Genomic DNA, 21647 nt, shown 5'->3' with positions numbered 1-21647 from the left:
AGGCCGCTACACTTCGTTAAAATTGTCATTTCTGCTGGAGTTTGAAGCATGATGCGGAACTACAAATGGGCGTTGAGCCTTCCGGTGGCGCTCGGCTTTGCGTTTCCTGCGTTCGCACAGGATGATTCGCTCGAACAGATCCTGGCTTGCCGCCAGATCACCGAAGACGCCGCGCGCCTGGCCTGTTTTGATACCGCATCCGGTTCGCTGGCCTCTGATCGTGAGAGCGGCGAGCTGGTCACCATTTCCCGCGCTGAAGTGGAAGCCGTGGAACGCGAAACCTTCGGCTTCAACCTGCCCAGCCTGCCCAGCTTCACCATGCCGCGACTGGGCCGCGACACGAATTCATCACCGACAGCCTCCGCCCTGACACGCGCGGAAGACGGGGAGACAGAGAGCACGGACGCCATCACAATCGTGGAACGGGATTCCCAGGGTGGTGTTCAGAAGGTGGAAATGCTGATCACCGAGGCGCGTCGTGTCGGGCATTCCTGGATTTTCACCATGGAGAACGGCCAGGTCTGGCGCCAGACGAGTTCAGACAATATTCGCGTGCCCAGCACCCGAAACGGACCAAGACGCGCGGAAATCCGCCGCGGCTCCCTCAACAGCTATCAGATGCGGATTGAAGGGGGTCGATCCATTCCGGTTCGACGGGTGGAATGACCCGGTCACACGGCCTGCCCTCTGCGCCGAAACACACAAAGCCCGCCTCATTGAGGCGGGCTTTTACATGTCGCAAATCGGCAATGAGGTCAGATCACCCTAGCGATCGCGCGGATCAATCGCATCGCGCAATCCATCACCAATGAAGTTCAGACAGAACAAGGTGACCATCATGGTCACAGCCGGATAGATGAGCGTCCAGGGCGCAGCCATCATGTCCTGTTGCCCCGTGGAGATCAGACGCCCCAGAGACGTCATCGGTTCCTGAACACCCAGACCCAGAAAGCTCAGGAAGCTTTCCGCCAGAATGACCACGGGAATCATCAGCGTCACATAGACCACCACCGGCCCCATGACATTGGGAATGATGTGACGCCAGATGATCGACCAGCGCGACACGCCGATCGCTTCCGCCGCTTCCACGAACTCCATCTTGCGCAGGGCAATGGCCTGTCCACGCACGATCCGCGCCATGGTGAGCCATTCAACAGCGCCAATGGCCACGAAGATCAGGATGATATTCCGGCCGAACACCACCATCAGCAAAATGACAAAGAAGATGAAGGGGATGGAGTAGAGGATATCGACAAAGCGCATCATAGCCTGGTCGACCCGGCCGCCGACAAAACCCGCGATCGCACCCCAGGTCACGCCGATCACCAGTGAGACGAGTGTCGCCACTACACCGACCATCAAGGACACACCCAGACCCGACAGCGTGCGCGCAAACAGGTCGCGCCCGTGACCATCGGTACCGAAGATATGCCAGTTCTCCAGGGTTGGCGCGATCCAGACCCGGTCCCGATACTGGTGCTCCAGATCATGCACCCACACATCGAACTGGCTCAAAAAGGCCATCAGGATCAACAGACCCAGGACAATCATCGAGGCGACGGCGGCCTTGTTGCGCAGAAGGCGCATGCGGGCATCATCCCACAGTGAGCGACCTTTAACGGCCGCGGACTCGATGGATTTAGCGTTTTCGTGCGAGCCAATCATGCGTCCAGACTCACTTTCGGATTGAGCAGGCTGTAGAGCAAATCGGCCAGCAGATTGAGGAGGATGATCAGGCTGGCATAGAGAATGACCACGCCCATCACGACCGTATAGTCACGCTGAAGTGCCGCGTCGACAAAATGAGCCCCGATTCCCGGAAGCTGGAACACGCGTTCGATCACCAGAGAACCGGACAGCAGCGCCGCGGATGCCGGACCGAGATAGCTCACAATCGGCAGGATGGCAGCGCGCAGCACGTGCCGCAGAATAACGATCGGATCCGACAGGCCCTTAGCCCGGGCGGTCCGTACATAATTGGATCGTATGACTTCGATCATAGAGGCCCGCATCAATCGCGCCACCACAGCGATCTGCGGCAGCGCCAGAGTGATCACTGGCAGCACCAGTCGATCCGGCGTCATGCCCCGGATCGGGTCCAGACCGCCCGTAGGGAGCCAGCCCAGATACAATCCGACAACCAAAGACAAAATGGGGCCGGTCACAAGCGGAGGAATGGAAATCCCCACCATGGCCACGGTCATCACCGAGAAATCGCTGAGTGTATTTTGTCGAAGCGCGGCAATCGAACCCAGCAATGTGCCCAATGACACCGCGAGAAGGATGGAGAGAAGACCAATGGTGGCGGATACCGGAAGCCCCTCACCGATCAGTTCCGCAACATCCTTGTCGTGGAATTTCAGGGACGGCCCCAGATCACCCCGCAGCAATCCGGCCATATAGTCGAGATACTGTTCATGGAGCGGTTTGTTCAGACCGAATTTTTCCAGCACCCGCTCGCGCACTTCCTGCGGCATAGGGCGTTCCGTATCGAACGGTCCGCCCGGCGCGGCGCGCATCATGAAAAAGGCCACAGTCACGATAACAAGCAGGGTGGGAATCGCGACCAGGAGGCGTCGGAGCAAAAATCCGATCATGAAATGTTACTGAGCTCCGATAACTGAAGCCCGCAGTTTCACGGGCTGTACGCCGATGTCAATCGACCCGGCGGGACTGATACTCACCAACCTGCGGTTGCTCCTGCGGAATCAGGCCACGTTTGGAGATTGTATTAGCGCTATCTCCTGCGCCCGCTTCACCGGCAACGACGCTCATCCCGATCTGAACGACAAACAGGGCCAGAGCCAGCCATCCCAGCCGCCATGTCATTCGCTGCGCTCTATCGAGAAACGACATATTTTGAGCCTCACATTGCTGTACACTCTGGATCACGCAAGAAGCACGCCGTATGTGATCCGGCGTGAATTGAATATCCGCCCACTTTGCCTAGGATGCGGGGTGAGAACGGGTCAGCGACACGGGAATGATCATGCACAGCTCCGCCTGGTGGCAGGATTTCGAATTTGAAGACGGTGTCCTCACCGTCAAGAAGACCGGAGCCCGTGTGCGGTTGGAAGCGGGCGTGGTCGGCGATTTCCTCACCTGGTTGCCCTATTATGTGACAGTGGAAAGCTGGCGTCTGGCCCCGGGACGCAAAACCGGACCAGCTGTTTATTTCGCACCGGACCGCCCCCGCCCCTGGTATTTTGTGTGGCCGGTCATCCAGGCGGCCGGCATGCGCATCGTCAATTCGCCGGAGAAAGCAGACCTGGCCTTTGTGTTTGATGATTCGACCACAGGCCGCTCGCCGGATCTCTCCGCAACACTGCCCGTCGTGAACGGCCGCTGTACGTCGATTGAAAAGAGCCATGTCGCCGATGTGTTCCAGCGCGTGTTTGGCTATAGTCTGGCGGTCGATCCGGCCACATGGACAGGCCGCATGGTCGAAAAATCGGAGACGAATGGCGCTCATGACGGCCGAATAGTTCAGGGCCCGATCGAGGCAAAGCCCGGCTTTGTCTATCAGCGTGTGGTCGATAATCGTATGAATGACCGGCTGGTCGAAGACCTGCGCTGTCCCACCGTCGGAGGCCGCATCCCTGTTGTGATGCACAAGCGTCGCCCGGTGAATGAGCGATTTGCCAATTTCAACACCGATGTCGCCGTCTCGGACCCGCATGGCATTTTTTCGCCGGCTGAATTGTCCAAACTCTCCGAATTTGCTTCCGGGATGGGGCTGGACTGGGGCGGTATGGATGTGCTGAGAGACCGACAGGATGGCCGCATCTATGTGGTCGACGTCAACAAGACCGATATGGGACCACCGATTGCCCTGTCTCTGGATGACAAGATCCAGGTGACCCGGCGCATGGCGAGAGCCCTCACAGATTATACCCAGCGCGTACTTTCCGGCGACCACGCCCCCTGTCGCCACAACCCCGATTGAGGCCCATGTCTTCCATTCCCTTTGTTCGTGATTTCGAGTTTGAATATGGCCGCTGCGATACGCTGTCGCCGCTGATCCGTCGTGTTGTCGCCCCCAATCCGGGACCGTTCACCTATACCGGTACAGGCGTCTACATTATCGGTCATGGCAATGTGGCCGTTCTCGATCCCGGCCCGGTTGATCCCGAACACATCAAGGCCATGGAGGCTGCGCTGGACGGCGAACGTGTCACTCATGTCTTTGTGACCCACCACCATCTGGACCATTCTCCCCTGGCTCACCCGCTCGCGGAAACACATGGCTGCAAGGTCTACGGGTTCGGCCCGCAGAACACGGCTCCAACGGGCGGGGAGATTCGCCTGGAGGCCGGTGATGATGTCGGTTTCAAACCGGATGTCGAAATCACCGATGAGGAAGTCTTCAAGGGCGATGGCTGGACCATCCGGGCGCTTCACACGCCAGGACACACATCCAATCATGTCTGTTACGCGCTGGAAGAAGAGAACACCCTGTTCAGTGGCGACCACGTCATGGCCTGGTCCACCAGCGTGATCAGCCCGCCTGATGGCGACATGGGTGATTATCTGGAACAACTCGCCCGGATCCGGGACAAGGATTTCGACATTCTATGGCCCACACATGGCCCGGCCGTTCGCGAACCGCGCACATTCATCCAAGCCTATATTGATCACCGCCTGCAGCGCGAGGCTCAGATCCTCGAACAGCTCAAGGCGGGTCAAACGCGCATCCGTGACATGGTCGCTGAGATGTATGCGGATGTGGACAAGCGCCTCCATCCTGCTGCGGCGCATTCCGTGCTGTCTCACATCATTCACATGGTCAAGACCGACCGCGTCATCTGTGAGGGTGAGGCCGATCTGACCGCTCACTATCGCCTGGCCCAGGAAACTGTTTGACCGGACAGGTCAGGCGCGTTGTTTCCGTCTGAAAATCGAAGACGAGCTCCAGACACGTCATCAACACATCCCGGCCAAGGATCAACCGCCCCGGACGTCCGGGGCGCGGATCCGGTCGGGTCGCGCGCACAATAATCTGCTCCATGACGACCTCCCGGTCGGCGCGGGCACGGTGTTCAGTCAAGGCTTCACGCTCGTCCCGGCGCAGATGCCGCACAAACCGCGTGGGTTCCACCCCGGCCAGGCTCAAGCCCGAATTGGGTATACTCACGGCAGGAATGCGTCCCAGCCACCCCATGGGATGGTCTTCCAATTCAAGACTGGCCCGATCGACCAGACCCATCTGGCGAGACCGATGATACGCGGCATCATCCATGCGTGTCGGAGAGATGAGGCTAAACCCCACATGCACAGGTCCGATGTCGCTCTGCAGCGTCAGTTCGGGCGACAGCCCCGGAACACCATCAAACAGATAGACCTGCACATTTTCATCACCCGTCCCGGTATCGACATCCGTTCTCCCCGGAAGGTTCATGCGCACTTGCCCGTACCCGGACAGAAGACCCGGCCCGACGATCCCGTCCGCCATCTCCACAAGATCATGACCTTCAAACCAGATGACACGGTGGCGTGAACGCCGCCCATCAGGAAACCGAACCGGAGTGCGGCCCGTCTTGCCGCCCCCCAGATGCGCGCCATCCAGATCGATGGAGATGGGTAGGCGACTGAGGATCGGATTCGACAACAGACCGATTTCGGCCTCGCGCGATCCGTTCAGAATGACCAGACCGGGTGATTCCAGATCCAAAAGCAACCGGACCGGGTCGCCATCCAGCGCTAGATCGAGATAGAGCGGCGCAGTTGTCTCGACTGTCAGCTCGAGTTCGTCGGCACGCGCGTCATCCGATGCGCCCAGCACACCCATGACACCACACAGCCCCATCAAGACAGAACCCAGGCTGCATCTCATGCTGGAACCCCCGGCCGGAAGGCCCGCTCATACAGCTCCTGCCCGTAGGTTTCCGGGATGACCTGTCCCTGGGCGCGCTCCGGCCCGAATACATCCAGTTTGCGGTGTGTATGGCAGCTCATACGGTTCAGATAGGCTGTAAAATCGGCTTCGGTCCGGTGCAGCAAGGTGTCAGGACAATGCGAAACAAAGGCGCGCGGAAACGACAAGGCATCCCGTGTGTTGAAGAAGGCCTCCAGGTCTGACCGCCGTAAAATCCCCGCCAGACTACCCAGTGCCGCATAGTGATCGAGACGCGGCGTGTCGTCTGCTGTCGGTTCGACGAGCACGCGTGTCAGCAGCGCGATGGATTTGAGAAAGGCCATCACAATCATCGTGTGAACACTCTGCTCAAACGGTTTGCCACTGTTGAGATCCAGACTGTCATCCACCCATCCATGACGGGCCATTTTGTTGTGAGCCACCGCAAGAACATCACGATCAATCGGTGTCAGACACCGTCTGGCCAATATCCGGCACATGACGACCTCAAGTGCCCCGTCCAGATTGCCCTGCCCCAGCGCCTGACACAGGAACAGGTCGATATTGACGGGATTGACCCGCGCGTTCGGGCGCAGGGCCCAGGCCTCCACCGCCAGACCGTAGGCGTAAAAGACACAATGCGTGAAGGCATAGAGATCGCCTTCATCAATCCAGGTGAGATCACGGGGCGCCTCGAGATCCACCAGATCGAGCGCATCAACAAATTCCGGTGCGCACGTCTGACCCAGCATGCGCATAGAGAATGCGAAATCGAGATAACGATGAGGATAGGTTTCGGATGCGTACACCATGCGGCTATGGGCAAGATGCGCCAGCCAGGACTGCGTTCTGTCACGCGCCGCTGAATTGCCGAAATCGAGGACGAGTTTCTGAGGAAAGACGTAGAGCAGGCCATTCTTGAGGTCACGCCAGGCCAGATGAGCAAAATGGTCGCTCTCCGCCCGTGATACCATGAATTCCAGAAGACGGGTCGGGATCACGGCACCCGCACGCTGCGCCAACACAAGGGCTGCGGCGACTTCAAGGAAAGTTTTGCGCTGGAACATCGACGCACGGGGGTCATCTCGATGTTCGAAGATATCGAAATGACCCCGGTGGTGATCGATCCACTCAAATATGAAGGACAGATCCGTCATGATTCAATCGATCAGAAACGGTAAAGCGTGAAGCCACGGCAGAAGAACCAACCCGGATCACCGGGCCCTTTACGACAGATCGCATCCGGCTCAGGCATGGGAACCACGGTGGCCACGCGCGACGAGGCTACGGCACCGGCCAGTCGGCCAATCGCGCAATCGCCATAATTTGCCGTCTGAACAGACGGTGTTTCAGCCAGGGCTACAGGCATAACGGCCGCAGAACTCGCGGCAACGGTAATCGCAACAACAGCAGTTTTCACTTGATGCTTCATGATGCACTCCCTTCGCTTGGTGCGTTACTACCGTTAAACACGCTTGAGTTGTTTACAAGTCGGTATTTTCGCCATTACGCGCCAACTCAAAAACCCAACATGAATTTATGGAAAGGTTTCAACACCCTGTCTGCCAAACGCTCATTGCGCTTTTTTCAGAGTGCCTGGATGGAGCACATTCTGCTCAAATTTGAACGTCAGATGTCGGAACCCGAATTCGGTGGCTCACCGTCATCCGTCGCGCCCGTTTCCTCAGCAGGCAAACGACCGCCTGATTCCTGGGCCAGCAGGTCGAGAAACTGAATGACCCGATCCGCGTTACGACCCAGATCATGCACATCTTCGCGCGCCAGTGAGCGCACATCCACGATCGCCCCACCGGCTTCGCGAACCGTCACCCTCACCGCGATATCGTCGCGAAACCCGAACCAGAAGCTTTCCGCTCCCGCTTCAAACATGCCCGACTGACGTGAGGCTGTGCCAATTCGCCAGCCCAGATCCCGGGCCGTCCGCAAGGCATGCGAAAACACGATTTCCGGCTCGGCCGGCACGTTGAGCGGACGAATACGCGGATAAAGGCTCGCTTGATAATCGCCCAATGCACCGCCACCGGGGCCGTGCTTGGTCGCATAGTCCAGCGACATGTCACCGATATCCCGGCGAGCAATGAAACTGGTGGAGAAATGCGGCGGGTTGAGCGTATCCGTCGTGACGTCCAGGAGAACGGGCCGTGACGCCCGCGTCTGGTCGACATGGACCTTGGCTGTCAGGGCAAGCCCGGACACAACCAGAACCGCCAGCACGCCGGTAAAGGACGTCGCAAACTCACCGGCCATGAAGCGGTGAACAATGATCAGGAGACCGCACAGACCACCGACGACAAGACCGCTCACGATTAGCGGTGCCCCCAGGGTATGGGTCATCAGGTCGAGCCCGACCGACCAGTCAAAAAAGCCCCATTTGGTGCCCAGGGCCGACAGACCGAACCAGAACGGCAGGAAGAGTGCATACACACCGCAGATCAGCCCAAGCCAGATCGCGGTCTGCTCCAGCATAACCGTGACACGCACCATAATTGCCCCCAAGACACGCCAACGTGTACCTTAAGGATACAATCTCGATACGGTGAATGGCGAGCCCAAATCGTCCCTCAAAAATGACATTCTGTCATGCAGGCGGAAGGGACGGTCCCGCCAGAATTCGATAGCGACCGGCTTCACCCTGAACCCGCTCCAGAAATCGGGACGTTGGATCTCCCCCAATCCAAATCGCGCGGCGTGTTTGGCCACGGATTTTTCCAGCGCGAACCGGCTTTCCAATGGCCGGGACTGGGCCGAGGCCCAGGCGCCAATCCGGCTATCGCGGGCGCGACTGGCAAAATAGGCATCGGCTTCCTGGTCGGAGACGGGTTCGACAAGCCCCCGCACCCGCACCTGCCGACGCAGGGATTTCCAGTGAAAACACAGGGCCGCACGGGCATTCGCCTTCAGCTGTTCGCCCTTTGCACTCTCCAGATTGGTGTAGAAGACAAACCCGTCCGCATCGACATCCTTGAGGAGCACGATCCGCACATCCGGCAAACCATCCGCATCACAGGTCGACAGCGCCATGGCATTGGCATCATTGACCTCCTTGCGCTTGGCCTCTTCCAGCCAGTCGGCAAACAGCGCAAAAGGATCATCACGATTGAAGATCTCGGCGGCATTGGCCTGTGCCGTCTCGGCATAATCATCCGCACTCGGGGTCGGTGGTATGAGCGAATCCTTGGACATGAGCGGCCTCCTCTTTGTTCCGAGCAGGTAAGCCGGTGCCGCTGCAGGATCAAGCGCGCCGATGTATCGCGTCAACCTTTCGGGAATCTTCTTCTGCTAAGCGAATCCCTATGAGTGAGCGTAACCTGACACTGACGGAGGCCTTTGCCACCCTCGACCTGCCCGCCGGGTCGAGCCTGGACGTCGTCAAAAAACGCTTCCGCGAACGGGTCAAGGCCCTGCATCCCGACCATGTGGCCGCCACCCCGCAGACCCTGTCAGACCTCGCTGATCTGGTCGCGGCGATGCGCCGGCTCGAACATGCCCTACCGAACTGTCTGGTACTCGATGTGCCCGAGCATGAAGCCCGACGCGGCGTCACCCGCACGCTGCGCTCGGCCGGTCGCAGCCTGATTGTCCGCATTCCTGCCCACACGCAGGTCGATTGCATCCTGCCGGCCGTGGGGGAAACGGATACCTATATTCAAATACGCATCATTCAGAGCCCGGCCGAAGCCCAGCCGGAAGACTTTCTGAATGACCTCGACCAGCTTGATGAATTCATTCATGAATTCTCTCGCCCCTCGGCCAATAGCCGGTTTGCACGCTGGATCAGGAATTCGCAGTCTGCCGCGTGACGGGCGCTCTGGCGCTGTCTAGACTACGTGTCTGGGTTTACGACCAAGACCTGATTTCAACTTCAAGAACGGGCATTTCCATGTCGCACAATAGTTTCGGACATTTGTTCAGGCTGACCACCTGGGGCGAAAGCCATGGCCCGGCAATTGGAGCGGTGATTGATGGATGCCCGGCCGGCATTCCCCTTAACGAGGCGGATATCCAGCCCTTCCTGGACAAGCGACGTCCGGGCACCAGCCGTCATGTGACCCCGCGTCAGGAACCCGACCAGGTCAAGATTCTTTCCGGCGTTTTCGAAGATGAACGCACCGGCGGACCGGTCACGACCGGCACACCGATTAGCCTGATGATAGAAAACCAGGATGCACGGTCCAAGGACTACTCCCAGATCCGCGACAAGTGGCGTCCGGGGCATGCGGATTACACCTATGATGCCAAATATGGCATTCGCGATTACCGTGGCGGAGGTCGGTCCTCGGCTCGCGAAACCGCCATGCGTGTGGCGGGCGGCGCGATTGCCCGCAAGGTTCTGGGAGAGGATATCCGGGTACGGGCCGCCCTGGTTCAGATCGGCGGACGGGCCATTGACCGGTCCTGTTGGGACTGGGCCGAAGTCGACAATAATCCTTTCTTCTGTCCGGATGCGGAAACCGTCGGCCTGTGGGCCCAGGATATGGACAATCTGCGCCGCGAAGGCTCGTCCACCGGTGCCATTATCGAAGTCGTCTGCTCCGGTTTGCCGGCAGGCTGGGGGGCGCCGGTCTATGGTAAGCTGGATAGCGACATGGCCGCCGCGATGATGACAATTAACGCCGTGAAGGGTGTGGAGATCGGTTCAGGATTTGCCTCGGCCGCCCTGCGCGGGGAAGAAGCCGCCGACGAAATGCGGGCCGGTCAAAACGGTCCCGAATTCCTCTCCAATCATAATGGAGGTGTTCTGGGCGGTATTTCCACGGGACAGGATCTGGTGATCCGGTTCGCCATCAAACCCACCTCCTCCATCATGGTTCCACGTCGCACGCTGGACCGGGATTTCGAAGAAACCGAGATTGTCACGCGCGGACGTCATGACCCCTGTGTCGGCATACGGGCCGTACCCGTGGGCGAAGCCATGGCGGCTCTGGTTCTGGCCGATCATATGATGCGTCACCGCGCCCAGATGGAGTAACGGCCGCAACCCTGACGGCGCCCGCGCTTCCCTCTGTGTCGAATAATGAAAATTCCGTTCATGTTGGGCTCATCGCCCGATGTCTAACCTGTTCCCCGATGTAGGCTGATTATCCGTGTGCGGACCGGGCCAGCCATGAGAACGGAGGACATTTCCATGAAGATCAAGGGGTACGCATTCGCGAGCCTGGCGGTCTCTCTTCTGGCACTCACACCGGTTTCCGTGGCCGAGGCCATGCAGCGGGATCGAAGCCAGGAATTCAGACAGGCTCCTAGCGAGCGCAATGAAACATTCCGTCGTCAGGACGGACGCCACGACGCCCGCCGGACCGAACAACGCCGCCAGGAGCCGCGCCGCGCCGAACCGCGCCGTGCCGAACCGCGCCGACAGGATCCGCCCCGTGTCGAGCCGCGTCGCCAGGATCCGCCACGCACACACGCTCCCAGAACCCAGCCCCCCAGAACCCAGGCCCCTCGCACCACGCCGCCGCGCACCGAAGCCCGCCATCAGGGGCGTGATCCCCATGCCGCACCGCGCCGCCCTCAGCCGCAGGTTCAACCGAACCCGCGTCCGCGACACGATTTTCGGGATGGAGATCGCCGTGATCGCGATGTTCGAGATCGCGACGGGTATCGTCAGGCGGGATATCGCTACAACACGGATCCGCGTGATCGCCGCGATGACCGGCGCCATGATCGCCGCGACCGGGATTATCGGGATCGCGATGATGACCGGCGCCATGATCGCCGCGACCGGGATTATCGGGACCGCGATGATGATCGCCGCAATTATCGCGGCCATGATCGCAACCCGCAGTATCGCCACAATAATCGCGGGCATCACCGTTCGGGCCATTATGATCCGCGCCCGCGCTATACCTACACTCCGCGCGTCCACCACAGCCGTCACCGCTGGGACCGGGCCGAGCGCCGTCGTCACTTCTATTACGACAGCCACCGGCATCGTCAGCATATCCGCTGGGTGTCGCACCTGAACCATGGCTGGCGGCATACCCCGCGCTATGGCCATTACGGTCATCATTCGCGCTGGCGCTATCACGACCATTATTACAGCCGCCATTATCACACCCGCAGCTTTGGCTATTATGACGGTCTGTGCCGCTATAATGACAATGGCTCGGCGACGGCCGTGGGCGCGATCCTCGGCGCCATTATCGGCGGCGCGGCTGCCCATGATGATGATGTTGGCGTGGGCATTCTGCTGGGTGCCGGATTTGGTGCGCTCCTGGGCAATTCCATCGGTCATCTCGATGATTGTGACCGGGCCCAGTATCAATACGCGGTGAATTATGCCTTCGAACACGGCAATCCCTATTACTGGGGCAATCCGCATTCCGGTGTGCGCGGCGTGATCTATATCCGCGAAAGCTATAACTATAGCGGATCCTATTGCCGTTACGGCGATGCGGAAATTTACATGCCGGACGGCCGCTTCCATCACCAGCCGGTGCGCATGTGCCGCGACGCCTATGGTGACTGGCAGGTCGCACAGCACCAATACTAGGTCATTCATGCTGGGGCATGAACCGGGCCGGGCATTCTCGCAATGCCCGGCCTTTCCTTTTGCGCCGAACGACGGCGCACGATCCATCGCATGGACGGCCTGATGTGAACCCAAATTCCGCCTTGTCTGACAGGACTGTCACCTGCATGAGCCACACATTCATGTTGGGCTCATCGACCACCGGCTAGGTTGGCACACAGATTGAAACATTGGCGTTTGGAACTCACGGCGTTCAACATGCCGGCGCGCCCTGCCAAGGAGGCTGACCGATGAAAACCCTGTCCCGTACTCTGGCTCTGACCGCTCTGGCGGGCACAAGCCTGACCCTGCTGGCTCCAATGGCAGCCCAGGCCCAGTCCCAGTCCTATACCACCTGCGAGCAGCAGCGCACCGAACGTCAGGTCGCAGGCGCGCTGATCGGAGGCATTATCGGCGCCGTGATCGGCAATGAGATCGCCGATGACAGCAATAATGACCGCTATCCCGATTATCGCGATCACCGTCGTTATGACCGCCATGGCCGATATGAGCGTCGCGGACGGTATGACCGTCACCACCGCCGTCATCACCGCCACGATTCCTACTATCACCGCGATCGGGGCAATGCCGAAGAAGTGGGTACGATTGCCGGTGCCGGTGTCGGCGCGCTGATCGGAGCCGGGATTGCCGGTGGCGAGGACTGCGATCCATACGCCAATTCTCGTTATCAGCAGCAGGGCTATTACGACCAGGGCGGTTATGACCAGGGCTATAATCAGGCCGGATATGATCCGCGTTATGCCGGGTATGATGATGGTTATTCCAGTGGCCAGGTCTATTCCGAACCCTCGCTTGCGGGCGGTCCGCAAAACGAAGCCCGTGTTTATCAGGCCGGATCCCAGTCTGCGAATTATTCCACGGGTCGGTGCCAGTGGACCGCGACCCAGACAGCCAATGCCTACGGCCAACCGACCTCCACACAGGTTTATATGTGCCAGGGTACAGACGGCATCTGGCGCCCGGCCGACACGTATTGAGCGAGCCTGCCCGGCTTTGACACCTAGCGAACCGGCCCGGCGAGGCCGGAAGTCCAACCGGCTCGTATAGTCCGCACAAGGAGCCGGTGACTGACGGGGCGATCCGATGATCGTCCCGTCATTTCGTGTTTTCTATAAACGCTTGCGGGCATGGATCAGGTATTCTTCATTCCCATCACCCCCCCGTATGGGACTGTCGCACATGCCCAGCACTGAAAACTCGAACAATCCGTCCAGCGCGGCACGCACCTCAGCGATCGCCCGATCGGCCTCCACCTGGCTTTTCACCAGCCCGCCCTTGCCCAGCCCGGCCTTGCCGACCTCGAACTGGGGTTTGATGAGAGCGATCAGATCCGCCCTGTCTGCTGCCAGTTCCAACGGCCGCTGAATAACTTTCGTCAAACTGATAAAGCTCGCATCACACACTATAATCTCTGGGGCCTGGCCCAGGAGATCCGCCGTCAGATGACGCGCATCCGTTGATTCGAGACTGGTCACGCGGGTGTCATCGCGCAAACGCGCGTGCAACTGATCGCGGCCCACATCCACCGCGATCACATGCCGCGCGCCACGCTCCAGTAAAACCTCGGTGAACCCGCCGGTCGATGACCCGACATCCAGAGCCAGACACCCCGTCGGGTCCACACCGAACACATCCAGTCCCTCCACGAGTTTCAGCGCCGCGCGGGAGACATAGGGATAGGCCTCACGCGCGTCGATCTGCGCACCGGGCGGGATTTTCTGCGAGGCCTTGCTCAGAGCCACGCCATTGACGCTCACCCGACCGGCCGCGATGGCCGCCTGGGCCCGGGCCCGGGTTTCGAAATAGCCGGCATCGACGAGAAACTTGTCCGCACGTGTCATGCGCCCTCAATCGCGTGACACGCGGGAAAAATCAAATCCGTCGTGCGCTGGCCTAAAGTCCCAGCTCGCTCAGTCCGGGATGGTCATCCGGTCGCGGTCCCAGCGGCCACAGGAATTTGCGCGCGTCTGGCGAGATCTCAACATCATTGATCGAAGCTTCGCGGCGTTCCATCAGACCGTTGGAATCAAATTGCCATTGCTCATTCCCGTGCGAGCGGAACCAGCGTCCCGCGTCGTCCTGGCTCTCGTAGACAAATCGCACCGCGATCCGGTTTGCGTCATGGGCCCATAACTCCTTGATCAGCCGATACTCGGTTTCGTGACCCCATTTGCGGCTGAGGAAGTCGACAATGGCATCGCGGCCGGTGAAAAACTCGTCGCGATTGCGCCATTGACTGTCAGGCGTATAGGCCAGTGACACGGCCTGCGGATCGCGGCTGTTCCAGGCATTTTCGGCCAGACGAACCTTGGTCTCCGCCTCGTCTCGGGTGAAGGGGGGCAGGGGTGGACGTTGCGCCATGAGGGTCTCCTTTGGGCGTTGGGAATGAGGCGCAGATGGGTTGGTGAACACCTCTCCACAAGACGCCCTCACCGGTTCACCCGGTCACAGACACGCGAGGTCAGATTTATGTTGCATCAACAACTGTTGTATACAAAACTGTCTGTATGTTTGAACGCTGCATCTTTTTCAACATCCAGGCCCTGGCCCGCTCGCTCAATGCGCGCTGGGAGCACGCCTTTGCCGAATTCGGGCTGACCCCCGCCCAGGGCTATATGCTGCGACTGGTCCTCAATGAACCGGGCCAGTCCCAGCAGGCCATTGCGCGTGGCCTCCAGCTGGAGAAGTCCACTGTGACGCGCCTCCTCAGCGGATTGGAAGGCAAGGGCCTGATCGAACGCAAACCTGTCGCGGGCAATGCGCGCGAAAACGCTATTCACGGCACGGCGGCCGCCCGCCAGATCCATGATGCGCTCAATGCCACCGGTCAGCGTCTGTACGACCAGATGACCGATACCGTTGGCGAGAACACGCTGAAAGGCTTTGTCCAACAGGCCCGAACCATCAATGACCAGATTTAATTTGCCCAGTTAGTTGCTCATACAACGGTGAAAACATGAAACTCATCTGCTCCCCGGCCTCGCCCTTTGCCCGCAAGGTCAGAACCGCATTGATCCAGGCCGGTCTGGAAGACCAGGTCGACGTCCTGGCCCACCACCCTCTCGACGCTGGCGAAACCGTCATCCGAGCCCATAATCCGCTGGGTCAGGTCCCCGTCCTGGTCACCGAGGATGAGGGCATTCTCTACGATAGCGCGGTGATCATTGACTATATCGCGGCCCGCTCCCCCAAGACCGGCCTGCTCCCGGCCTATGGAGACAGCCACTACCGAACCGTGATGCGTCGCCAGGCCCTCGCCGACGGGATCATGACGGCAATCGTCGGCATCATGTTCGAACGTCGTCGCGAGAATGCACAACAAGCGCCCGGCTGGCAGGATCGACGCATGCGTGGGGTCCGCGCTGGGCTCGATGCCATCGAGGCGGAAATGGACACCCTGTCGCCCTATCCCTGCATTGATGCGCTCTCAATCGCCTGTCTCCCCGATTATGCCGATCTACGGATCTCCGATCTGATCGACTGGCGGGAGGGTCATCCCAAGCTGGAGGCCTGGTTCGCCAGCCTTGCCGGTCATGACGCGCTAACCCGGACCCATCCTGAAACCGGGACAGCTCTGACATGAATGCCCAACTCCCCCTCTATGGCCTGATGCTGATCGCCGGAACCGGTATTCCGCTCATGGCCTCGATGAATGCCCAGCTGGCGATACGCCTGGGCAATCCGGCCCTGGCAACGGGGATTGTCTTCCTGGTCGGCGGGCTAGCCACGATTCCGCCAATGATTGCCATCGGATTTCCCTCGCGGGACACGCTGCTCCAGGCACCGCCTCTCTATTATCTCGCTGGCCTCCTGGTCACGCTCTACGCCCTGTCCATCACCTGGGCCGGACCCAAGATCGGCATCGGCAATGCCATCTTCCTGGTCCTGCTGGCCCAGCTCTTCACCGCTGCAGCGATCGATCATTTCGGATTGTTCGGCGCGCCCCAAAGCCCGGTCGGCGTACGTCGCGCCCTGGGCCTCGCCCTGATGGCGCTGGGTGTTTTTCTGGCCCGCAAACCCCTCATTCCCACCTAGGAGACCCGATGACCCTCCCCCTGGACCTGACCCCCGAACTGTTCGCCCTCACCGCGGTGACGCTGTTCACCGCCCTGATCTGGATTCCCATCATCCTCAATCGCCTTGTCGAAATGGGATGGTGGAAGGCGTTGAAAAATCCTGAGCCCGACATCGCCCCACGCCATGCCTGGGCGCATCGCCTCGCTCACGCGCACCGCAATGCCGTTGAAAACCTGGTGGTGTTTGCCCCACTGGCGATCACGGTCAGCCTTCTAGGCCTGGGCAATGCGCTGACCCATTTCGCCGTCACGGCTTATCTGGGTGCCCGCATCGCCCATGCCGTGATCTACGCGCTGGGCATACCGCTCCTGCGCACGATCGCGTTCTTTATCGGATTTTTGGCCCAGCTCGCCCTCGCCCTGCGCATTCTGGGCGTGGTGTGATCCTTAGCCCCCTGAGGCCTCAGCCGCGATGATCTGGGCCGCGGCCTCTGCCCGGCCCAGACATTCCAGCGCCTTGGCCGCAATGTGCCGGGCGTTGAGGCCCGCCGTTTCATACATGTTGAACGGCGTATCCTGGTCCTGGAACACATCCGGCAAGGTCAGCGTCCTGATTTTCAGGCCGCCATCCAGTGCACCGCGCTCGGCCAGCCGATGCAGGACAAAAGCGCCGAAACCACCCTCGGCTCCTTCCTCGACCGTCAGCAAGACTTCGTGTTCCCGCGCCAGGCGCAGGATCAGATCTTCATCGAGCGGTTTGGCAAAGCGGGCATCAGCCACGGTGGTCGACAGACCCTGGGCGCCCAGCATGTCGGCCGCCTTGAGCGCTTCATGGAGCCGGGTCCCCAGCGACAGAATGGCTATGGCTGACCCCTCACGCACAATCCGCCCCTTGCCGATCGGCACGGGCTGGGCGACATCTGGGATCTCCACACCCACGCCACCGCCACGCGGATAGCGGAAGGCGGATGGTGCATCATCAATCTGATTGGCCGTGGCGACCATATTCACCAGTTCGGCCTCGTCCGACGGCGCCATGATGACCATGCCGGGCAATTGTCCGAGGAATCCGAGATCAAAACTGCCCGCATGGGTACATCCATCCGCACCCACGAGCCCGGCCCGGTCGATCGCGAACCGAACCGGCAGTTTCTGGATCGCCACATCGTGCACGACCTGGTCATACCCGCGCTGCAGGAAGGTGGAATAAATCGCCGCATAGGGTTTCATACCATCGGCCGCAAGACCGGCCGCAAAGGTCACAGCGTGCTGCTCGGCAATGCCCACATCAAAGCTTCGATCCGGAAAGGCCTGGCCAAACAGGTCAAGGCCGGTGCCCCCCGGCATGGCAGCCGTCACAGCACACACCCGGTCATCGGCCTCGGCCTCGCGGATCAATTGCTGGGCAAACACCTTGGTATAGGCCGGAGGACCGCCCTTGGACTTTTGCTGCTTGCCGGTCACCACATCAAACTTGGCCACGCCGTGATACTTGTCGGCCGCCTGTTCAGCGGGCGCATATCCCTTGCCCTTCTGGGTGACGCAGTGGATGAGGACCGGTCCTTCCTCACCATCGCGAACATTGGCCAGAACCGGAACCAGCTGGTCGAGATCATGACCATCGATTGGACCCACATAGCGAAAGCCCATTTCTTCAAACAGCGTTCCGCCCATCACCATGCCACGCATGTATTCGTCGGCCTTGCGGGCCGGGCCTTCCAGCTTGATCGCCTTGGCCACACCCTTGCCCAGCTTGCGCAGGTGGCGATAGCCCGGGCTGGAGACCAGTCGCGCGAAATAGTGACTCATCGCCCCCACGGGAGGTGCGATCGACATGTCATTATCATTCAGGATGACAATCAGTCGTGATTTGAGATGCCCGGCATTATTCATGGCCTCGTAGGCCATGCCCGCCGACATCGAGCCATCACCGATCACGGCGATCACATGGCGGTCTGTCTCTTCCTTGAGGTCGCGAGCCACGGCAAAGCCCAGACCGGCGGAAATGGAGGTGGAGGCATGAGCCGCACCGAACGGGTCATATTCGCTTTCGGCGCGTTTGGTGAAACCGGACAGGCCCTTGCCCTGTCGCAATGTGCGAATACGGTCGCGGCGCCCCGTAATGATCTTGTGCGGGTAACACTGATGGCCCACATCCCAGATCAGGATATCGCGCGGTGTATCGAAGACATGATGGATGGCGGTTGTCAGTTCCACCACGCCCAGCCCGGATCCCAGATGCCCGCCCGTGACAGAAGCGGTATCGATGGTCTCGGCCCGCAGCTCGTCTGCGACGGCGCGCAATTGCTCAATGCTGAGATTTTTCAGGTCCTGGGGTGTCTGGACACGGTCCAGATTCGGGGTCTCAATCGGCATCTAGCCTTCACCTTTCAGGATCGGCGATCCAGTACAAAATCCACGGCGTCCTTGAGGACGTCGGCGCGTGATCCGAAGATCTCCAGGTGGTCCTTGGCCTGGTCCGCCAATCGGCGGGCGCGGTCCCGAGCCCCTTCAACCCCCAATATGGTGACGAAGGTGGCCTTTCCTTGACCGGCATCCTTGCCGACGGCCTTGCCGACAGCCTCGGCCGAACCGGCGACGTCGAGCAGATCATCCGTGATCTGGTAGGCCAGCCCCAAATCATGGGCGAAACCATCCAGCGCACGCCTAATATGATCCTCTACGTCGCAAAGAACACACCCGGCCTCTGCGGCAAAAGCGATCAGGGCCCCCGTTTTCATGCGTTGCATGCGTGTGATCACGGAAAGTTCGAACTCCTCGGTCTCGGCGAGGATGTCCAGCATCTGCCCGCCGACCATGCCATGCGCGCCCGATGCGCGGGCCAGACGTTCCACCAACCGGGCCCGGATTTCACCGCGCGGATGCGTGTCTGAATGAGCGATAATCTCGAACGCCTTGGACTGCAGGGCGTCACCGGCGAGCACGGCCGTCGCTTCGTCATAGGCCTTGTGCACTGTGGCCCGGCCACGCCGCATATCATCATCATCCATGCACGGCAGATCGTCATGGATCAGCGAATAGGCATGAATACATTCCAGCGCCGAACCGACCCGCAGCAGGCCGCGCTCGTCCGCATTGACCAGGCGTCCACATTCGATCGTGAAAAACGGACGCAGCCGCTTGCCCGGCCCCAGGGCCGCATATCGCATGGCCGAGTTCAGCTTGCTTTCCGGACCGTCGGCACGCGGCAACAGGGCATCCAGCGCCACGGTCACACGGTCTGCCGCCTCATCCAGTCGGGTCTCGAAATCCTGTGTCGACATCTTCGCCCCGCTCTCAGGCCTGATCGCCCAGATCGGACGGGGTAGCTGCCGGCTGGCCATCGGCACCCATCACAATGCTCTCCACCTTCAGTTCGGCATCTTTGAGCTTGGCTTCACAGTGCGCCCGCAAAGCGGCACCGCGTTCGTAGATCGCGATGGATTTCTCAAGTTCCACATCCCCGGATTCCAGCTGACGCACAATGTGTTCGAGTTCGGCCAGGGCGCGTTCGAAACTCAGCCCGTCAATCGGTTCAGGAGATGTCGACATGTTGTATTCCTCAAAGAGTCGGCGCCAGCATAGGCAGGCCCACCGGGCTGGGCAATTGGTCAGTCCTGACGGAATTCATATTGACGGCAGGACCAATACGTATCGCCCCCGTCATGCACACAGCGCCAGCCGGCGTGTTTGAGGTGGGGCCGCATCATGCGGTTGAACCAGCCATGAGCGAACAAAACCACATCGCCACTTTGCGATGCCTCGATCAGGAGGTCGACAGCGGCTTTTGCACGCTGTTCGGCATCTGCACGGCTCTCTCGACCGCGTGCAAATCCAAGCCACCAGGAACAGCGGGCGAACACGCCCCAGGTCTTTGCCATGAAGATTCCCGGCATGGGGGGTGGCGGAAGTTCGGCCTCGACGAAAACGGGCTTGATGCTCAGCGCCCGATCCGGAGCCGCCGTTTCAGCGGTCTCGATAGCCCGACGCAAGGTCGAGGCAAACAGATGATCCGCGGCACGCGCTGCGTCAACAAGCCGCGCAGGTGGCACCTGCCCCGGCACCAGAGACGCCGGCTGATAGATATTATCCCACCAGTCTTCATAACCACGCCAGTCCAGACGGGCTTCCCGATTCGCATCGGGCTGTCCGTGCCGGGCGATCGTAATGACACCCGGTCGGCCCTGGGTTGGCGGTGCGAGTTGGGACATGGTCTTTCCCGAGAGGGCGGCAGAGCGTATGCGGAACGCCCTCTCCGCTCCGGACACTGAAAATGAGGTCAGACGGCCTCGATCGCAGTCAGATAGGACCGCACCGAGCGCCCGAGCGCGTCGCAGTCGTATCCGCCCTCCAACACGGAGACAAGTCGCGAAGATGCGCATTCTTTCGCAAGACCCGCCAAGCGCTCCCCGGCCCAGGCATAATCCGCATCACGCAGCTGCAACCCCGCCAGCGGATCATCGACATGGGCATCAAAGCCCGCACTGACAAACAGGAATTCCGGCTTGAACGCCTTGAGCGCGGGTATGACCCCCGCCTCGAAAGCGCCCCGCCAGGCCAGTCCCGACAATCCTTCACGCAATTGCACATTCACGACATTGCCATTGAGGCCGGTCTCTCCGGGTGATCCGGTGCCCGGATACAGAGGGGCTTGGTGGAGGCTGGCAAACAGGACCCGCTCATCGCGCTCGGACAGGCATTGCGTGCCATTGCCATGGTGCACATCGATATCGACAATGGCGACACGGTCCAGGCCCTGCACATCGAGTGCGTGCAAAGCGGCGCATGCTACCGTGTTGAAGAGGCAAAACCCCATCGGGCGATTCGGTTCGGCGTGATGTCCGGGCGGCCGGGCCAGGATGAAGCCTGCATCCAGCTCACCCGCCATCACCGCGTCGACCGCGGCACACGCACTGCCCACCGCCATCAAACCGGCAGCGGGTGAATCAGTGGACAAATGCGTATCCGCATCCAGTTGAACATCCGGACCGAACTCCGGCAGGGCATGCAGAATACGATCCACATGATCCGGCGTATGGAACCGCCGGACCTGATCGATATGTCCCGGCGCTGGCTCACGCCACCCCAATCCCGGCAGGTCGGCGAGAGCCGCCTTTATCGCTGCATGACGCCCGGGATGTTCGGGATGCCCCACAGGCACGCGATGCGAGAGGCTCAGACGGCTCTCATACACAGCGGTTCTCACATCAACCTCCGCGACGGA

The 21647-nt window shown here is 60.3% G+C and carries 26 protein-coding genes; 11 read left to right on the top strand and 15 right to left on the bottom strand.

Annotated features, from left to right (window positions below; translation table 11 throughout):
• Positions 1 to 48 precede the first annotated feature (48 nt).
• A complete protein-coding gene (locus RMQ97_RS05485) occupies positions 49 to 666 on the top strand; it encodes a hypothetical protein (RefSeq protein WP_413659851.1) in 618 nt (205 codons plus the stop codon).
• Between the two features lie 99 nt (positions 667 to 765).
• On the opposite strand, the gene RMQ97_RS05480 is transcribed toward RMQ97_RS05485, so the two are convergent.
• Genes RMQ97_RS05480 through RMQ97_RS05470 form a run of 3 tightly spaced genes read right to left on the bottom strand, consistent with a single transcriptional unit; the run spans position 766 to position 2829 of the window.
• A complete protein-coding gene (locus RMQ97_RS05480; protein ID WP_413659850.1) occupies positions 766 to 1665 on the bottom strand; it encodes an ABC transporter permease in 900 nt (299 codons plus the stop codon).
• Entirely contained in the window at positions 1662 to 2597 is a 936-nt protein-coding gene (locus RMQ97_RS05475) for an ABC transporter permease (protein WP_413659849.1), read from the bottom strand. Before RMQ97_RS05475 ends, RMQ97_RS05480 begins: the two co-directional genes overlap by 4 nt.
• A gap of 58 nt (positions 2598 to 2655) precedes the next feature.
• Complete coding sequence (locus tag RMQ97_RS05470; protein WP_413659848.1) at positions 2656 to 2829, bottom strand: hypothetical protein; 174 nt, start codon at positions 2827 to 2829, stop codon at positions 2656 to 2658.
• Between the two features lie 154 nt (positions 2830 to 2983).
• Between RMQ97_RS05470 and RMQ97_RS05465 the strand changes: the two genes are divergently transcribed.
• On the top strand, positions 2984 to 3946 hold the full coding sequence (locus tag RMQ97_RS05465) for a hypothetical protein (protein ID WP_413659847.1): 963 nt from the start codon (positions 2984 to 2986) through the stop codon (positions 3944 to 3946).
• A gap of 5 nt (positions 3947 to 3951) precedes the next feature.
• Entirely contained in the window at positions 3952 to 4863 is a 912-nt protein-coding gene (locus RMQ97_RS05460; protein ID WP_413659846.1) for an MBL fold metallo-hydrolase, read from the top strand.
• On the opposite strand, the gene RMQ97_RS05455 is transcribed toward RMQ97_RS05460, so the two are convergent.
• The 5 genes from RMQ97_RS05455 to pdxH form a co-directional block, all read right to left on the bottom strand.
• Positions 4802 to 5833: a hypothetical protein gene (locus RMQ97_RS05455; RefSeq protein WP_413659845.1), complete on the bottom strand. Its 1032-nt coding sequence runs from the start codon at positions 5831 to 5833 to the stop codon at positions 4802 to 4804. The two genes, RMQ97_RS05460 and RMQ97_RS05455, sit on opposite strands and share 62 nt — an antisense overlap.
• On the bottom strand, positions 5830 to 7011 hold the full coding sequence (locus RMQ97_RS05450) for a DUF6895 family protein (RefSeq protein WP_413659844.1): 1182 nt from the start codon (positions 7009 to 7011) through the stop codon (positions 5830 to 5832). Before RMQ97_RS05450 ends, RMQ97_RS05455 begins: the two co-directional genes overlap by 4 nt.
• 11 nt (positions 7012 to 7022) lie before the next feature.
• Positions 7023 to 7286: a hypothetical protein gene (locus RMQ97_RS05445; protein ID WP_413659843.1), complete on the bottom strand. Its 264-nt coding sequence runs from the start codon at positions 7284 to 7286 to the stop codon at positions 7023 to 7025.
• A 197-nt stretch (positions 7287 to 7483) separates the two neighbouring features.
• Complete coding sequence (locus RMQ97_RS05440) at positions 7484 to 8359, bottom strand: DUF1499 domain-containing protein (protein WP_413659842.1); 876 nt, start codon at positions 8357 to 8359, stop codon at positions 7484 to 7486.
• Between the two features lie 30 nt (positions 8360 to 8389).
• Entirely contained in the window at positions 8390 to 9058 is a 669-nt protein-coding gene (gene pdxH, locus RMQ97_RS05435) for a pyridoxamine 5'-phosphate oxidase (protein WP_413659841.1), read from the bottom strand.
• A 110-nt stretch (positions 9059 to 9168) separates the two neighbouring features.
• On the opposite strand from pdxH, the gene RMQ97_RS05430 reads away from it, so the two are divergent.
• From RMQ97_RS05430 to RMQ97_RS05415, 4 genes are all read left to right on the top strand, one after another.
• Positions 9169 to 9675, top strand: coding sequence for a J domain-containing protein (locus RMQ97_RS05430; protein WP_413659840.1), 507 nt, complete (start codon positions 9169 to 9171; stop codon positions 9673 to 9675).
• A gap of 80 nt (positions 9676 to 9755) precedes the next feature.
• Entirely contained in the window at positions 9756 to 10844 is a 1089-nt protein-coding gene (aroC, locus tag RMQ97_RS05425) for a chorismate synthase (RefSeq protein WP_413659839.1), read from the top strand.
• A 156-nt stretch (positions 10845 to 11000) separates the two neighbouring features.
• A complete protein-coding gene (locus RMQ97_RS05420; RefSeq protein ID WP_413659838.1) occupies positions 11001 to 12368 on the top strand; it encodes a hypothetical protein in 1368 nt (455 codons plus the stop codon).
• A gap of 269 nt (positions 12369 to 12637) precedes the next feature.
• Entirely contained in the window at positions 12638 to 13384 is a 747-nt protein-coding gene (locus tag RMQ97_RS05415; protein ID WP_413659837.1) for a hypothetical protein, read from the top strand.
• Positions 13385 to 13516: 132 nt separating this feature from the next.
• Here the strand turns inward: RMQ97_RS05415 and RMQ97_RS05410 are convergent, their stop codons facing one another.
• Both RMQ97_RS05410 and RMQ97_RS05405 read right to left on the bottom strand, forming a co-directional pair.
• Positions 13517 to 14248 carry a TlyA family RNA methyltransferase gene (locus RMQ97_RS05410; RefSeq protein WP_413659836.1) on the bottom strand — a complete coding sequence of 244 codons (732 nt, stop codon included), beginning with the start codon at positions 14246 to 14248 and terminating at the stop codon, positions 13517 to 13519.
• A gap of 52 nt (positions 14249 to 14300) precedes the next feature.
• The gene (locus tag RMQ97_RS05405) at positions 14301 to 14768 is read right to left on the bottom strand and encodes a DUF1348 family protein (protein ID WP_413659835.1); all 468 of its coding nucleotides are present in this window, start codon (positions 14766 to 14768) and stop codon (positions 14301 to 14303) included.
• Positions 14769 to 14914: 146 nt separating this feature from the next.
• Here RMQ97_RS05405 and RMQ97_RS05400 point away from each other — a divergent pair, with 146 nt between their 5' ends.
• Genes RMQ97_RS05400 through RMQ97_RS05385 form a run of 4 tightly spaced genes read left to right on the top strand, consistent with a single transcriptional unit; the run spans position 14915 to position 16867 of the window.
• Positions 14915 to 15328 carry a MarR family winged helix-turn-helix transcriptional regulator gene (locus tag RMQ97_RS05400; protein WP_413659834.1) on the top strand — a complete coding sequence of 138 codons (414 nt, stop codon included), beginning with the start codon at positions 14915 to 14917 and terminating at the stop codon, positions 15326 to 15328.
• 35 nt (positions 15329 to 15363) lie between these two features.
• On the top strand, positions 15364 to 15990 hold the full coding sequence (locus tag RMQ97_RS05395; RefSeq protein WP_413659833.1) for a glutathione S-transferase family protein: 627 nt from the start codon (positions 15364 to 15366) through the stop codon (positions 15988 to 15990).
• Positions 15987 to 16442: a DMT family transporter gene (locus tag RMQ97_RS05390; protein ID WP_413659832.1), complete on the top strand. Its 456-nt coding sequence runs from the start codon at positions 15987 to 15989 to the stop codon at positions 16440 to 16442. The genes RMQ97_RS05395 and RMQ97_RS05390 overlap by 4 nt, the downstream gene beginning before the upstream one ends.
• Before the next feature lie 8 nt (positions 16443 to 16450).
• Positions 16451 to 16867: an MAPEG family protein gene (locus RMQ97_RS05385; protein WP_413659831.1), complete on the top strand. Its 417-nt coding sequence runs from the start codon at positions 16451 to 16453 to the stop codon at positions 16865 to 16867.
• Between the two features lie 3 nt (positions 16868 to 16870).
• Here the strand turns inward: RMQ97_RS05385 and dxs are convergent, their stop codons facing one another.
• The 5 genes from dxs to RMQ97_RS05360 form a co-directional block, all read right to left on the bottom strand.
• Positions 16871 to 18799: a 1-deoxy-D-xylulose-5-phosphate synthase gene (gene dxs / locus RMQ97_RS05380; RefSeq protein ID WP_413659830.1), complete on the bottom strand. Its 1929-nt coding sequence runs from the start codon at positions 18797 to 18799 to the stop codon at positions 16871 to 16873.
• Positions 18800 to 18813: 14 nt separating this feature from the next.
• Positions 18814 to 19707, bottom strand: coding sequence for a polyprenyl synthetase family protein (locus RMQ97_RS05375; RefSeq protein ID WP_413659829.1), 894 nt, complete (start codon positions 19705 to 19707; stop codon positions 18814 to 18816).
• Between the two features lie 13 nt (positions 19708 to 19720).
• Positions 19721 to 19975, bottom strand: a complete 255-nt coding sequence (locus tag RMQ97_RS05370; RefSeq protein WP_413659828.1) for an exodeoxyribonuclease VII small subunit — start codon at positions 19973 to 19975, stop codon at positions 19721 to 19723.
• 59 nt (positions 19976 to 20034) lie between these two features.
• Positions 20035 to 20634 carry a histidine phosphatase family protein gene (locus RMQ97_RS05365; protein WP_413659827.1) on the bottom strand — a complete coding sequence of 200 codons (600 nt, stop codon included), beginning with the start codon at positions 20632 to 20634 and terminating at the stop codon, positions 20035 to 20037.
• Between the two features lie 68 nt (positions 20635 to 20702).
• The gene (locus tag RMQ97_RS05360; protein ID WP_413659826.1) at positions 20703 to 21629 is read right to left on the bottom strand and encodes a histone deacetylase family protein; all 927 of its coding nucleotides are present in this window, start codon (positions 21627 to 21629) and stop codon (positions 20703 to 20705) included.
• Positions 21630 to 21647: the final 18 nt, after the last annotated feature.

Origin of the sequence: Maricaulis sp. D1M11, assembly GCF_047308265.1 — a bacterium.
Classification (GTDB): domain Bacteria; phylum Pseudomonadota; class Alphaproteobacteria; order Caulobacterales; family Maricaulaceae; genus Maricaulis.
Note: the sequence above shows the minus strand (reverse complement) of the source record. Positions and strands in the feature narration are given on the sequence as shown.

Excerpts from the sequence above, each read along its gene's own strand:
- RMQ97_RS05485 (WP_413659851.1), top strand. The coding sequence starts at position 49 with ATGATGCGGAACTACAAATGGGCGTTGAGCCTTCCGGTGGCGCTCGGC.
- RMQ97_RS05480 (WP_413659850.1), bottom strand. The coding sequence starts at position 1,665 with ATGATTGGCTCGCACGAAAACGCTAAATCCATCGAGTCCGCGGCCGTT.
- RMQ97_RS05475 (WP_413659849.1), bottom strand. The coding sequence starts at position 2,597 with ATGATCGGATTTTTGCTCCGACGCCTCCTGGTCGCGATTCCCACCCTG.
- RMQ97_RS05470 (WP_413659848.1), bottom strand. The coding sequence starts at position 2,829 with ATGACATGGCGGCTGGGATGGCTGGCTCTGGCCCTGTTTGTCGTTCAG.
- RMQ97_RS05465 (WP_413659847.1), top strand. The coding sequence starts at position 2,984 with ATGATCATGCACAGCTCCGCCTGGTGGCAGGATTTCGAATTTGAAGAC.
- RMQ97_RS05460 (WP_413659846.1), top strand. The coding sequence starts at position 3,952 with ATGTCTTCCATTCCCTTTGTTCGTGATTTCGAGTTTGAATATGGCCGC.
- RMQ97_RS05455 (WP_413659845.1), bottom strand. The coding sequence starts at position 5,833 with ATGAGATGCAGCCTGGGTTCTGTCTTGATGGGGCTGTGTGGTGTCATG.
- RMQ97_RS05450 (WP_413659844.1), bottom strand. The coding sequence starts at position 7,011 with ATGACGGATCTGTCCTTCATATTTGAGTGGATCGATCACCACCGGGGT.
- RMQ97_RS05445 (WP_413659843.1), bottom strand. The coding sequence starts at position 7,286 with ATGAAGCATCAAGTGAAAACTGCTGTTGTTGCGATTACCGTTGCCGCG.
- RMQ97_RS05440 (WP_413659842.1), bottom strand. The coding sequence starts at position 8,359 with ATGGTGCGTGTCACGGTTATGCTGGAGCAGACCGCGATCTGGCTTGGG.
- pdxH (WP_413659841.1), bottom strand. The coding sequence starts at position 9,058 with ATGTCCAAGGATTCGCTCATACCACCGACCCCGAGTGCGGATGATTAT.
- RMQ97_RS05430 (WP_413659840.1), top strand. The coding sequence starts at position 9,169 with ATGAGTGAGCGTAACCTGACACTGACGGAGGCCTTTGCCACCCTCGAC.
- aroC (WP_413659839.1), top strand. The coding sequence starts at position 9,756 with ATGTCGCACAATAGTTTCGGACATTTGTTCAGGCTGACCACCTGGGGC.
- RMQ97_RS05420 (WP_413659838.1), top strand. The coding sequence starts at position 11,001 with ATGAAGATCAAGGGGTACGCATTCGCGAGCCTGGCGGTCTCTCTTCTG.
- RMQ97_RS05415 (WP_413659837.1), top strand. The coding sequence starts at position 12,638 with ATGAAAACCCTGTCCCGTACTCTGGCTCTGACCGCTCTGGCGGGCACA.
- RMQ97_RS05410 (WP_413659836.1), bottom strand. The coding sequence starts at position 14,248 with ATGACACGTGCGGACAAGTTTCTCGTCGATGCCGGCTATTTCGAAACC.
- RMQ97_RS05405 (WP_413659835.1), bottom strand. The coding sequence starts at position 14,768 with ATGGCGCAACGTCCACCCCTGCCCCCCTTCACCCGAGACGAGGCGGAG.
- RMQ97_RS05400 (WP_413659834.1), top strand. The coding sequence starts at position 14,915 with ATGTTTGAACGCTGCATCTTTTTCAACATCCAGGCCCTGGCCCGCTCG.
- RMQ97_RS05395 (WP_413659833.1), top strand. The coding sequence starts at position 15,364 with ATGAAACTCATCTGCTCCCCGGCCTCGCCCTTTGCCCGCAAGGTCAGA.
- RMQ97_RS05390 (WP_413659832.1), top strand. The coding sequence starts at position 15,987 with ATGAATGCCCAACTCCCCCTCTATGGCCTGATGCTGATCGCCGGAACC.
- RMQ97_RS05385 (WP_413659831.1), top strand. The coding sequence starts at position 16,451 with ATGACCCTCCCCCTGGACCTGACCCCCGAACTGTTCGCCCTCACCGCG.
- dxs (WP_413659830.1), bottom strand. The coding sequence starts at position 18,799 with ATGCCGATTGAGACCCCGAATCTGGACCGTGTCCAGACACCCCAGGAC.
- RMQ97_RS05375 (WP_413659829.1), bottom strand. The coding sequence starts at position 19,707 with ATGTCGACACAGGATTTCGAGACCCGACTGGATGAGGCGGCAGACCGT.
- RMQ97_RS05370 (WP_413659828.1), bottom strand. The coding sequence starts at position 19,975 with ATGTCGACATCTCCTGAACCGATTGACGGGCTGAGTTTCGAACGCGCC.
- RMQ97_RS05365 (WP_413659827.1), bottom strand. The coding sequence starts at position 20,634 with ATGTCCCAACTCGCACCGCCAACCCAGGGCCGACCGGGTGTCATTACG.